This is a genomic window from Streptomyces phyllanthi (assembly GCF_009377205.1).
Classification (GTDB): Bacteria; Actinomycetota; Actinomycetes; order Streptomycetales; family Streptomycetaceae; genus Streptomyces; species Streptomyces phyllanthi.
Genome location: NZ_VJZE01000045.1, coordinates 1 through 12756 on the forward strand (window position 1 = coordinate 1; position 12756 = coordinate 12756).

Genomic DNA, 12756 nt, shown 5'->3' on the forward strand with positions numbered 1-12756 from the left:
GTCCCAGCCCCAGCCCCAGCCCCAGCCCCAAGGGAACGGCCGCAACGCCCTCGGCGACCGCGACCACCAACCTGCTCACCCCCAAGAACATCCGGATCGTGATCAAGGCATTCGAGGAGGCATCGGGAAGCGACAGCTTCGGTGACTTCACCGTCTACCCGGAACACGCCTCGGCCTCCATGATGGTGCCCGGCAGCCGGACCCGGTACGTCAACTACACCTACCGTCCCGGCACCGGAGCGGAGCAGGGCATCATCAAGGGCACCCTTACCAGCAGCTACGAGCCGGTGAGCGCGAAGACCCTGAAGGACCTCCGGTGGGACGCCGTGCCCGCCCTGCTCGCCCGGGCGGACAAGGAGCTGAAGGTCGAGGAGCCGACGAGCCGCTACGTGATGATGCGGCAGCCGAACACCGTCTTCGACACTCCCGTCGGCATAAAGGTCTACCTCAGCAACGAATACAGCGAGAGCGGCGTCCTGGAGGCCGACGCCCAGGGCAGGGTGGAAGAGGTGAGACCGGCCGGCCGATGAGCCGCCCTCGCCTCGGATGTGCGGATCGGCACGCTGGAGCGCGATCGGGTTGGTGAAGTTCACTTCGCATGGGCCCGGTCCCCTCGGCGCGCAGCCTGCCGACAAGTCCGGCGTCCATCCGTACCAGAGGAACGCGAGCCCGCCGTACGGGATTTCAGGCACCCTGCGCACCGATGGGGTAGCGCACGGGCGTCAACCGGGTAGCCGCGCCGCCCGTCGTGGACCTCAGGGCCGGCGGGCAGGCCGTGGCAGTGGCCGTCAGGACCGTGTCGTACGACGGTTCGGCGGCGAGTGCCTCCACGGCATGCTGCCCGGCCGGCGATGTCGTTGTCGCCGAGAACAAGACGGTGCCTGTCCCTTCCCCGGCCCCGGCCGACTGGGCCCGTATCCCTGCTGGTGACTTCGGCCGCGACTGTCGGGGCCCGACGTGGCACTTCCCTTGACAACCCCGGAGCCGAACGGAAACCATGTTTCACATAAAGAAGCATGTTGCGAAATACGAAACAAACCCTGCGTACTCTCGACGCTCTTCGACCGGCTCCGCCGCGCCTTGCGCCCCAACTGAAGGAAGACGCAGATGACCGTTCTGAACGCGCCCCTGCATGAGCTCGACCCCGCTGTCGCAGCCGCCGTCGACGCCGAGCTCAACCGTCAGCAGTCCACCCTCGAGATGATCGCCTCCGAGAACTTCGCGCCCGTCGCGGTCATGGAGGCCCAGGGCTCGGTGCTGACCAACAAGTACGCCGAGGGCTACCCGGGCCGCCGCTACTACGGCGGCTGCGAACACGTCGACGTGGTCGAGCGGATCGCCATCGACCGGCTCAAGGAGCTCTTCGGCGCCGAGTACGCCAACGTCCAGCCGCACTCGGGCGCCTCCGCCAACCAGGCCGCCCTGTTCGCCCTGGCCCAGCCCGGCGACACCGTCCTCGGCCTGGACCTGGCCCACGGCGGCCATCTGACCCACGGTATGCGGCTGAACTTCTCGGGCAAGCAGTTCAACGTGGTGCCCTACCACGTGGACGACGACGGCCTGGTCGACATGGCCGAGGTCGAGCAGCTCGCCAAGGAGCACCGGCCGAAGGTGATCATCGCCGGCTGGTCGGCGTACCCGCGTCAGCTGGACTTCGCGGAGTTCCGGCGGATCGCGGACGAGGTCGGGGCGTACCTGTGGGTCGACATGGCGCACTTCGCGGGCCTGGTCGCGGCGGGCCTGCACCCGAACCCGGTGGAGTTCGCGGACGTCGTCACCTCCACCACCCACAAGACGCTGGGCGGCCCGCGCGGCGGCATCATCCTGGCCAGGAAGGACTTCGCGAAGAAGCTCAACTCGTCCGTCTTCCCCGGCTTCCAGGGCGGCCCTCTGGAGCATGTGATCGCGGCCAAGGCGGTCTCCTTCAAGGTCGTCGGCTCGGAGGAGTTCAAGGAGCGCCAGCGCCGTACGGTCGAGGGCGCCAGGATCCTCGCCGAGCGGCTCACCGCGCCGGACGCCCGCGAGGCCGGCGTGAACGTCCTGTCCGGCGGCACCGACGTGCACCTGATCCTGGTCGACCTGCGGAACTCCGAGCTGGACGGGCAGCAGGCCGAGGACCGCCTCCACGAGGTCGGCATCACCGTCAACCGCAACGCCGTCCCGAACGACCCGCGCCCGCCGATGGTGACCTCGGGGCTCAGGATCGGCACGCCCGCCCTGGCCACCCGCGGCTTCATGGCCGAGGACTTCGCCGAGGTCGCGGACGTCATCGCCGAGGCGCTCAAGCCGTCGTACGACGTGGAGGCGCTGAAGGCCCGGGTGAAGGCCCTGGCCGACAAGCACCCGCTGTACCCCGGTCTGACGCCGTAAGTCCTGCCGACGGCAGTGGAGGGGTGCCCGTTCCCGGTGCCCCTCACCTCCGCACCATGACCCTGGAGCTCGTTCATGGCCATCTCCGTCTTCGATCTCTTCTCGATCGGCATCGGCCCGTCGAGCTCTCACACGGTGGGCCCGATGAGGGCTGCCCGCATGTTCGTCGTCCGTCTGAAGGAGGACGGCGTACTCGCCCGGACCGCCACGGTCCGCGCCGAGCTGTACGGCTCCCTCGGCGCCACCGGCCACGGCCACGGCACCCCGAAGGCCGTACTGCTGGGGCTGGAGGGCAACGAGCCGCACACGGTCGACATCGCCCAGGCCGAGCACGATGTCGAGCGGATCAAGTCGACCGGAAGACTGCGGCTGTTGGGCGTCGAGATCGGCGACGCCCGGGAGATCGCCTTCGACGCCGACACCGGCCTGGTCCTGCACCGCCGCAAGACGCTCCCGTACCACGCGAACGGCATGACGCTGTGGGCGTACGACGCGTCGGGCGCCGAACTGCTGGCCAAGACGTACTACTCGGTGGGCGGTGGCTTCGTCGTCGACGAGGACGCGGTCGGTGCCGACCGCGTCAAGCTCGACGACACCGTGCTGAAGTACCCCTTCAGCAGCGGCGACGACCTGCTGCGCATCACCCGCGACACCGGCCTGTCCATCTCCGGGCTGATGCTGGAGAACGAACTGGCCTGGCGTACGGAGGAGGAGATCCGCGAGGGTCTGCTGGAGATCTGGCGGGTCATGCGGGCCTGCGTGGCACGCGGCCTGACCCGCGAGGGCATCCTGCCCGGCGGCCTGAGGGTCCGCCGCCGCGCCGCCCTCTCCGCGCGGGCGCTGCGCGCCGCGGGCGACCCTGTCACGCACGCCATGGAATGGACAACCCTGTACGCGATGGCGGTGAACGAGGAGAACGCGGCGGGCGGCCGTGTCGTCACGGCCCCGACGAACGGCGCGGCGGGCATCATCCCGGCGGTCCTGCACTACTACATCAACTTCGCGCCGGGCGCGGACGAAGAGGGAGTCGTCCGCTTCCTGCTGGCCGCCGGCGCCGTCGGCATGCTCTTCAAGGAGAACGCCTCCATCTCCGGCGCGGAGGTCGGCTGCCAGGGCGAGGTCGGTTCCGCCTGCTCAATGGCGGCGGGCGCGCTGGCCGAGGTCCTCGGCGGCACCCCCGAGCAGGTCGAGAACGCCGCCGAGATCGGCATGGAGCACAACCTCGGCCTGACCTGCGACCCGGTCGGCGGCCTCGTCCAGATCCCGTGCATCGAACGCAACGGCATGGCCGCGGTGAAGGCCATCACCGCCGCCCGCATGGCCCTGCGCGGCGACGGCCGGCACCACGTCTCCCTCGACAAGGTCATCAAGACCATGAAGGACACCGGGGCGGACATGTCGGTGAAGTACAAGGAGACGGCGCGGGGCGGGCTGGCGGTGAACATCATCGAGTGCTGAGCGGACGCGCGTCCCCGTCCCGTCCGTCACGACGGGCAAGGGTCCGCCCGGTTCACCGGACGGACCCTTGCCCCCATGCCCTCAGTGCCCGACTGCCGGCATCAGGTCGATACTGCGGGGACTGCGGATCGAGCAGGTACTAGGTGGCCGTCGTGTTCATCCAGGTGGCCGTCGCGTTCATGCGGCGTTCGCGTTCCTCTCGGCCGCCTCGACCACGTTGGCGAGCAGCATCGCCCGTGTCATGGGGCCCACGCCCCCGGGCATGGGTGCGAGCCAGCCGGCGACCGTGGCGGCCTCCGGGTGCACATCGCCGACCAGTCCCCGGTCGGTGCGGGTGATGCCGACGTCCAGGACCGCCGCGCCCGGGCGCAGCATGTCCTTGGTGATCAGCCCGGGCGAACCGGCGGCCGCGATGACGATGTCCGCCTCGCGTACGTGCCAGGCCAGGCCCTTGGTACCGGTGTGGCAGAGGGTGACGGTCGCGTTCTCGGACCTGCGGGTGAGGAGGAGTCCGATGGGACGTCCCACGGTGATGCCCCGGCCGATCACGCACACCCGCGCTCCGGCGAGCGGCACGTCGTGGCGGCGGAGCAGTTCGACGATGCCGCGCGGGGTGCACGGCAGCGGGGCCCCGACGCCCAGGACGAGCCGGCCGAGGTTGACGGGGTGCAGGCCGTCGGCGTCCTTGGCCGGGTCCATGCGTTCCAGTACGGCGTCCGCGTCCAGGTGGCGCGGGAGCGGGAGCTGGACGATGTAACCGGTGCAGGCGGGGTCGGCGTTGAGCTCGTCGATGACGTCCTCGACCTGCTGCTGGGTGGCGTCGGCGGGCAGTTCCCGGCGCAGGGAGGCGATGCCCACCTGTGCGCAGTCCCGGTGCTTGCCTGCGACGTAGGCGTGACTGCCGGGGTCCTCGCCGACGAGGACGGTGCCGAGCCCGGGCGGGCGGCCGGCGGCAGCCGTCAGCTTGGTCACGCGTTCGGCGAGTTCGCGGCGGATGGCGGCGGCGGTCGCCTTGCCGTCGAGCAGCTGTGCGTTCACCGGCAGTGCTCCTTTTCCCATCAAGTCGGTCCTGTGCGCTGGCCACGGAGGCGGGTCATGGTCGGATCGAAGCAGGGTTCCTCGACGACGACCGCGCCTCGACGCTCTGGTCGAAGTAGCGATGTGCACGGGTGGTGCCGGGGGTGGCGAGTTCGGCGGGGAGCCAGGCATGTGCCCTCGGTGCGGCCGTGAGCGGGGCTGGTGACGTAGCCGACGGGCCGGTCCCGTCGCACACCGGTTCCGTGCCCATGACGACGGCCTGCGGGTCGTCGGTGTCGGGACTGTCCAGGAACACGGCGCCTCGGAGCGGGCCGCACCTCGATGTACACATCACCGCTCATCCCGCGACTGACATCCAACTGATATACAAAAGCCTCTGTCAAGGACCACTGCGCCTCTTTCGCCGCTCCGGCAGGAAATGGGCCCGGATCGCCTGGAACTCGGACCGCTTGGCCGAGAGGACCTGCTGTCAGGCGTGGGCGCGGGGGCTTGCGCGGCGGCCGTCCAGCGCGACCGGTCCGCCTCGCGAAGTCGCTTGAGCGAAGTTCGGCGCATTGACCCTTGACCGCCGAGCGACTGTCACATAGCGTGCCTACAACTGGTATATCAATTGAGTGTCACCCTGAGGGAGGCGTCATGGCAGAGGTCCCAACGCAGGCCAAATGCGTCGTCATCGGCTCCGGCATCGTCGGAAACAGCCTGGTCCACCACCTGGCCCGGCTCGGCTGGCGCGACATCGTGCAGCTCGACAAGGGCCCGCTGCCCAACCCCGGCGGCTCGACCGGCCACGCCTCCAACTTCATCTTCCCCGTCGACCACTCCCGTGAGAACACCGACCTCACGCTGGACTCGGTGCGGCAGTACAAGGAGCTGGGCGTCTTCACCGAGTCCGGCGGTTTCGAGATCGCGCGTACCGAGGAGCGCATGGAGGAGCTGCGCCGCCGGATGTCCAGCGCCAAGGCCTGGGGCATCGAGTCGGAGCTGGTCTCTCCCGCCTTCGTCAAGGAGAAGGTGCCGTTCATCGAGGAGGACCAGTTCATCGGCGCCTTCTGGACGCCGAGTGTCGGCGTCGTCGACTCCCTGCGCGCCGGCACGATCATGCGTGACGGCGCCATCGAGAGCGGCGCGCTGACCAGCGTGCCCAACGTCGAGGTGGTCGGCCTGGACGTCGAGGACGGCCGGATCCGCCGGGTGCGCACGAACAAGGGCGACATCGAGGCCGAGTACGTCGTGATCGCCTGTGGCGTGTGGAGCCCGAAGATCGGCGACATGGCCGGCGTCAGCATCCCGCTGACCCCCGCCGTCCACCAGATGATCTCCGTCGGCCCCTGCCCGCAGCTGTCCGGCCTGCCCGGCGAGATCAACTTCCCGATCGTCCGGGACATGGACACCTTCTGCTACGAGCGTCAGCACGGCGCGGACATGGAGGTCGGTTCCTACGCCCACCGGGCGATCCTGCACGAGCCGGAGGACATCCCGAGCAACGAGCAGTCCAAGCTCAGCCCCACCGAGATGCCGTTCACCTCCGACGACTTCGACACGCAGCTGGAGCAGGCCTACGAGCTGATGCCCGAGCTGCTGGGCGCCGAGGGCGCCGAGATGCGGTACGCGATCAACGGCCTGCTGTCGCTGACCTGTGACGGCAACCCGATCCTCGGCGAGAGCCACGTCAAGGGGCTGTGGACGGCGGCCGCGGTGTGGATCAAGGAGGGCCCGGGCGTCGGCCGCGCGGTCGCGGAGTGGATGGTCCACGGCCACAGCGAGATCGACATCTCGCACAGCGACATCGCCCGGTTCTACCCCCACCAGATGCGCCGCGAGCACACCCGGCTGCGCACCACCGAGTCGTTCATCAAGACCTACGGGATCGTCCACCCCGCCGAGCAGTACGAGTCCGACCGCGAGCAGCGGCTCTCCCCGATGTTCGAGTCGGAGAAGAAGCTCGGTGCGGTCTTCTTCGAGGCCGTCGGCTGGGAGCGCCCGCAGTGGTACGAGTCCAACGCCGACCTCCTGGAGGTCTACGGCGACCGCGTGATGCCGCGCGAGCACGAGTGGGACGCCCGCTGGTGGAGCCCGATCATCAACGCCGAGCACCTGCGGATGCGCGAGTCCGCGGGCGTCATCGACCTGACCGCCTTCGCGATCTTCGACATCACCGGTCCCGGCGCGCTGGACGCCGTGCAGCGCACCTGTGTCGCGCAGTGCAACGTGCCGGTCGGCAAGGTGATCTACACCCCGGTGCTCGACGGGAAGGGCGGGTTCCGCTCCGACCTCACCGTGATGCGTCTGGGTGAGGACCACTACCGGGTCGTCACCGGCGGCGCGCACGGCATGGCGGACAAGAAGTGGTTCGCCGACCAGCTCGGCGACGACGCGTCCCTGGTGGACCTCACCGACCAGGTCTCCACGATCGGACTGTGGGGCCCGAAGGCCCGCGACATCCTGTCGCAGCTGACCGACGCGGACGTCTCCCACGAGGGCTTCGGCTTCCTCAGCTGCCGCGAGATCGACGTCGACGGCATCACCGTGCTGGCCTCCCGTATCTCCTACGTCGGCGAGCTCGGCTGGGAGCTGTACGTCCCCTTCGACCAGGCCGCCGCGCTGTGGGACAAGCTGCTCACGGCGGGCGCGCCCCTGGGTGCCCGCCCGGTCGGCATCGGCGTCTACGTGACCACGGGCCGGATCGAGAAGGCCTACCGCGCCTTCGGCCTCGAGCTCGACGGCGAGCGCTCCATCATCGAGGCGGGCATGCAGCGCCCGAAGGTCAAGGGTGCCGACTTCATCGGCAAGGAGGCCTACCTGGCGCAGCGTGCCAGTGAGCCGGCGGCGGTGCTGTGCACGCTGGCCGTCGACGACCACACGTCGGCGTCCGGGGTGAAGCGGTACATGCTCGGTGGCGAGCCGATCCTGACCCGCTCCGGCGAGTCGCTCGTCGACGGGCACGGACACCACCCGTACGTCACCACCGCCGGCTCGGCCCCCTCGCTGGGCAAGCACCTGCTGCTGGCGTACCTGCCGGTCGACCAGGCCCAGGTCGGCAACGAGCTCGCGGTCTCCTACATGGAGGAGCTCTACCCCGTGACCGTGATCGGCAACGACGCCACGCCCCCCTTCGACCCGGACAACGAGCGGATCCGTTGATGGCAAGGCTGTCAGTAGTCGGACCTGTCGAGACCAGGAGAGGTGAACGATGACGAACGTATTGGTCTGCATCAAGCGGGTCCCTGACTCCTCCGGTGAGGTCCTGCTCACCGACGACAAGCAGGGTGTCGACGGAAGGTACGTCGGCTTCACCGTGAGCAACCACGAGAGCTGTGCGGTCGAACTGGCGGTCCAGACCGCCGAGGCGACCGGCGGTACGGTCACGCTGCTCACGGTCGGCCCGCCCGAGGCCACCGAGCAGCTGCGGGACACGCTGGCGCTCGGCTGCCACGCCGCCGTACTGGTGGAGGCGGAGCCGACCCGGCTGGGCCCGGCCGACGTGGCCCGGGAGATCGCCCAGGTCGTGCGTGAGAAGGAGGCCGCGGGCACGACGTACGACCTGATCCTGCTGGGCAACGACGCCGCCGACAGCGGCGACTTCCAGGTGGGCATCCGGATGGCCCACGCGCTCGGCCGGCCGGTGGTCAACGGTGTGTCGACGGTCGAGGTGGCCGACAACAACATGACCGCCCGGGGCGACGGCCCCGACGGTGAGGAGACCTACTCCCTGCCGCTGCCCGCGGTCGCCACCGTGCTCGAGGGCGGGGTGGAGCCGCGCTATCCGACGCTGAGGGGCCGGATGGCGGCCAAGAAGGTCGAGATCGAGAGCCGCGCCCTGTCGGCCGAGCCCGCCGGGGCGCACCGGGTGCAGCTGCTGCTGCCCCCGCCCGCGCCGTCGACGGTCGAGGTGCTGGGCGAGGGCCCGGAGGCGGCCGGTGCGGTCGCGGACCTGTTCGGAAAGCTGGGGGTGACCCGATGATTCTGGTGCTGATCGAGACCGAGAACGGCGCCGCGAGCGAGATCTCGCTGGAGACCCTCGCCTTCGCCCGGTCGCTGTCGGCCGAGGGCGGTGGCATCGCCATCCGCGCGGTCGTGGTCGGCGCGGTCGAGGACCGCGACGCGCTGGCGGCCGAGCTCGGCACCCACGGCGCGGCCGAGGTCCACCACGCGGTGGGCGAAGCGTTCACGTCGTACGCCGGAGCCGCCTGGGCGGCGGCACTGCAGGCGATCCGCGAGTCGACCCGCTCCGTCGTGGTCACCGCCGCGGGCTCGCCCCGGGGCAACGAGGTGCTGGCGCATCTCGCCGCCCGGCTCGACGTGCCCATGGCCGCCAACGCGGTCGCCTTCCACGGCCTGGCGCCGTTCGTGGTGACGCGGCAGGTGGTCGGCGGGGCGGCCATGGAGGAGATGAAGCTCGACCAGCGGCCCGCGATCTTCTCCGTCGCCGGCCACTCGTGGGCCGTGTCACCGGTGGAGGGCGCGTCGCCCGCCGCCTGGGTGGAGGTGACCCCCGAGGTCGCCGAGTCCGACCTCGTGGCGCGGGTCGTGTCGACCGGCACCAAGGAGGTCGACCACTCCGACTCGCTGAAGTCCGCCAAGGTCGTCGTGGGTGCCGGGCGCGGGGCGGGTGGCGCGGACGGCTTCGGCGCGGTCGCCGAGCTCGCCGAGCTGCTCGGCGGCGCGGTGGGTGTGTCCCGGGTGGTCACCTCGCTGGGCTGGCGGCCCCACCACGAGCAGGTCGGCCAGACCGGCTCCCGGATCAGCCCGGACCTGTACATCCCGTGCGGGATCTCCGGTGCCATCCAGCACTGGGCCGGCTGCGCGTCGTCGAAGACGATCCTCGCGATCAACACCGATCCCGAGGCGCCGATGATGACCAAGGCGAACTACGCCGTCGTGGGCGACATGCACGAGGTCCTCCCCGCGATCATCGAGGAGCTCAAGTCGCGCGGGGTGAGCGGCTGAGGCGCGTGACCGACGGCTGACGGCTGCTGAGTGACGTGGCGCAGCGGGAACCCAGAGTCCCGCCGCCGCTGCGAAGCAGCTGATCGCCCTGGAGCGAGCGAGGCTGCGGCGTCTGCAAGGGAGCCGCAGCCTCCTCCGCTCTGTCACGATGGGGCACCGAATCCGCGCCCACGGATCCGCACCCCCGTGCAGTTGTGCCGGCCGGCGCTGCTGCTCATCCGGGTCGCCGAGACCGCCGTCGGCGACATCCGGCCACACCCGGCGTAACCTGCGCCACGAGCTGGACCGCATGCACCTGGTCACCCTGGCCACCCCCGGCGGGCGGGTCGCGCAACGCTCCGCCACGACCCCCGGCCAGAAGACCGTCCCTGAGGAGCCCTGATGCAGATCTTCGCCCTGGTGGCGTCGCTGGCGCTCACGCTGGCCGCCCTGTTCGTCCTGGTCCCCGCTGTCCGGAGCATGCTCCGGGTGATCCGGATGGGCCAGCCCGCGAGCCCGAGCCGCACCGACGATCCGGTCGCTCGTACGGTCACCATGCTCAAGGAGACCGTGCTGCACACCCGGATGCTCCAGTGGACCTGGGTCGGCATCATGCACTGGTTCGTGTTCGCGGCGTTCCTCTTCCTGAGCACCGCGGTGGTGGGCGCCTACGTCCAGCTGTTCGACCCCGAGTGGGCGTGGCCGATCGTGGGCCACTGGTACCCCTTCGAGTGGTTCAGCGAGTTCATCGGCGCGCTGAGCACGGTCGGCATCATCTGGCTGATCGTCTACCGGCAGAAGCACCACCCCCGCAGCGAGGGCCGCAACAGCCGGTTCTTCGGCTCGACGTTCTGGCAGGCCTACTTCGTGGAGTACCTGGCCCTGCTCGAGGGTGCGGCGATCCTGTTCATCCGGGGCGCGGAATACCACCTCGTCGACCCCGACCACGCGACCCGCGCGCACTTCCCCCTCTCCTCCTGGATCGGTGAGGCGCTCTACCCGGCCGGCCAGGGCGCCAACGAGAACCTGGTCTACTTCATCGCGTTCTTCAAGATCGCGCTGGCGATGGTGTGGCTGATCGTCATCGGCCGCAACCTGACCATGGGCATCGCCTGGCACCGGTTCACCGCCTGGTTCAACATCTGGTTCAAGCGTGAGTCCTCGGGCCGTACGGCGCTGGGCGAGGTCAAGCCGCTCGCCGTCGCCGGCAAGGCGATCACCCTGGAAGACGTCGAGGACCTCGACGAGGACGTCACGCTCGGCGTCGGAAAGATCGAGGACTTCTCCTGGAAGGGCCTCCTCGACTTCACCACCTGCACCGAGTGCGGTCGCTGCCAGTCGCAGTGTCCGGCCTGGAACACCCAGAAGCCGCTCTCGCCGAAGCTGCTGATGAAGGGCCTGCGCGAGCACACCTATCTCAAGGCCGCCGGCCAGGCCGGACACGTCGACCGGGCGCTGATCGGCAAGGGCGACGGGGGCGGCGACTTCTACAACCCCGAGGGCGGCGACTTCGTCGTCGACGCGGACGTGCTCTGGTCGTGCACGACCTGCGGCGCCTGCGTCGAGCAGTGCCCGGTCGACATCGAGCATGTCGACCACATCGTCGACATGCGCCGCTACCAGGTACTGATCGAGTCGAACTTCCCCACCGAGCTCAACCAGCTCTTCAAGGGCCTCGAGAACCGGGGCAACCCCTGGAACATGGCGGCGAACGCGCGCATGGACTGGGCCAAGGGCCTGCCGTTCGAGGTCAAGGAGGTCGGCAAGGACCTGGAGTCGCTGGAGTCGGTCGACTGGCTGTTCTGGGTCGGCTGCGCCGGCGCCTACGAGGACCGGGCCAAGAAGACCACCCGTGCGGTCGCCGAGCTGCTCCACATGGCCGGCGTTTCCTTCGGCGTACTCGGCAACCGCGAGACCTGCACCGGCGACTCGGCCCGCCGCTCCGGCAACGAGTTCGTCTACCAGGCCCTGGCCCAGGAGAACGTCGAGACCTTCAAGGAGTTCAAGGTCAAGAAGGTCGTCGCGACCTGTGCCCACTGCTTCAACACACTGAAGAACGAGTACAAGGCCTTCGGCATCGAGCTCGAGGTCGTCCACCACACCCAGCTGCTCAACCGGCTCGTGCGCGAGGGCAGGCTGAAGCCGGTCGCCCCCGAGCCCGGAACGAACACACGGTCGATCACTTACCACGACCCGTGCTACCTCGGCCGGCACAACCAGGTCTACAGCCCGCCGCGCGAGCTGCTGTCGGCTCTGCCGGGCGCTTCGTACGTCGAGATGGAACGCAACTCGGAGCGGTCCTTCTGCTGCGGGGCGGGCGGCGCCCGGATGTGGATGGAGGAGAGCCTCGGCGAGCGGATCAACATGAACCGCAGCACGGAGGCCGTCGGCACCGGTGCCGACCAGATCGTGGTCGGCTGCCCGTTCTGCCGGGTGATGCTCTCCGACGGAGTCACGGCGCTCCAGGCCAAGTCCGAGGCCCGCGAGGAGGTCGAGGTCCTCGACGTCGCACAGATGCTGCTCGCCTCGGTCAGGGCCGGTGACACCGCGACCGATGCCGAGAAGGCACCCGCCGGTGCTCCCGCGGCCGCTCCGGCCTCCGCGGCTGCCCCCGTCGCTGCTCCTGCCGAGCCCGCCGCCTCCGGCGCCGCCGGGGTGTCGTTGTTCGCCGAGGCACCCACCGAGGCACCCGCGAAGCCGGCCTCCGGAGGATCCCTGTTCGACGAGCCCACAACCGAGCCCGTCGCTCCAGCCACCTCCGGCGGCTCACTGTTCGACCAACCCACAACCGAACCCGCCAAACCAAGCACCACAAGCAGCTCACTCTTCGACGACGCACCCCCCACCCCAGCCACCCCCAACGGCTCACTCTTCGACCAACCCACAACCGAGCCGACTCCTGCGCCGGCCGTCTCAGGCGGGTCGCTCTTCGACGTCCCGGCCGACGAGGCACCGGCGCCCGCG

The 12756-nt window shown here is 69.8% G+C and carries 6 protein-coding genes and 2 pseudogenes; 7 read left to right on the forward strand and 1 reads right to left on the reverse strand.

Features of this window, described 5'->3' with window-relative positions; genetic code table 11:
* The 3 genes and pseudogenes from FNH04_RS46460 to FNH04_RS09705 all read left to right on the forward strand — a co-directional run.
* A pseudogene (locus FNH04_RS46460) lies at positions 1-530 on the forward strand (serine/threonine protein kinase); the annotation flags it as partial.
* 577 nt (positions 531-1107) lie between these two features.
* Entirely contained in the window at positions 1108-2370 is a 1263-nt protein-coding gene (glyA, locus tag FNH04_RS09700; protein WP_152782382.1) for a serine hydroxymethyltransferase, read from the forward strand.
* A 75-nt stretch (positions 2371-2445) separates the two neighbouring features.
* The gene (locus FNH04_RS09705) at positions 2446-3828 is read left to right on the forward strand and encodes an L-serine ammonia-lyase (RefSeq protein ID WP_152782385.1); all 1383 of its coding nucleotides are present in this window, start codon (positions 2446-2448) and stop codon (positions 3826-3828) included.
* Positions 3829-4005: 177 nt separating this feature from the next.
* Here FNH04_RS09705 and FNH04_RS09710 read toward each other — a convergent pair whose 3' ends face one another.
* Positions 4006-4866, reverse strand: coding sequence for a bifunctional methylenetetrahydrofolate dehydrogenase/methenyltetrahydrofolate cyclohydrolase (locus tag FNH04_RS09710; protein ID WP_322722823.1), 861 nt, complete (start codon positions 4864-4866; stop codon positions 4006-4008).
* 636 nt (positions 4867-5502) lie between these two features.
* On the opposite strand from FNH04_RS09710, the gene FNH04_RS09720 reads away from it, so the two are divergent.
* The 4 genes and pseudogenes from FNH04_RS09720 to FNH04_RS09735 form a co-directional block, all read left to right on the forward strand.
* Positions 5503-8007, forward strand: a complete 2505-nt coding sequence (locus tag FNH04_RS09720; RefSeq protein ID WP_152782389.1) for a GcvT family protein — start codon at positions 5503-5505, stop codon at positions 8005-8007.
* A 49-nt stretch (positions 8008-8056) separates the two neighbouring features.
* Positions 8057-8827 carry an electron transfer flavoprotein subunit beta/FixA family protein gene (locus FNH04_RS09725; RefSeq protein ID WP_152782391.1) on the forward strand — a complete coding sequence of 257 codons (771 nt, stop codon included), beginning with the start codon at positions 8057-8059 and terminating at the stop codon, positions 8825-8827.
* Positions 8824-9813, forward strand: a complete 990-nt coding sequence (locus tag FNH04_RS09730; protein ID WP_152782393.1) for an electron transfer flavoprotein subunit alpha/FixB family protein — start codon at positions 8824-8826, stop codon at positions 9811-9813. The genes FNH04_RS09725 and FNH04_RS09730 overlap by 4 nt, the downstream gene beginning before the upstream one ends.
* A gap of 381 nt (positions 9814-10194) precedes the next feature.
* A pseudogene (locus FNH04_RS09735) lies at positions 10195-12372 on the forward strand ((Fe-S)-binding protein); the annotation flags it as partial.
* Between the last annotated feature and the right edge of the window lie 384 nt (positions 12373-12756).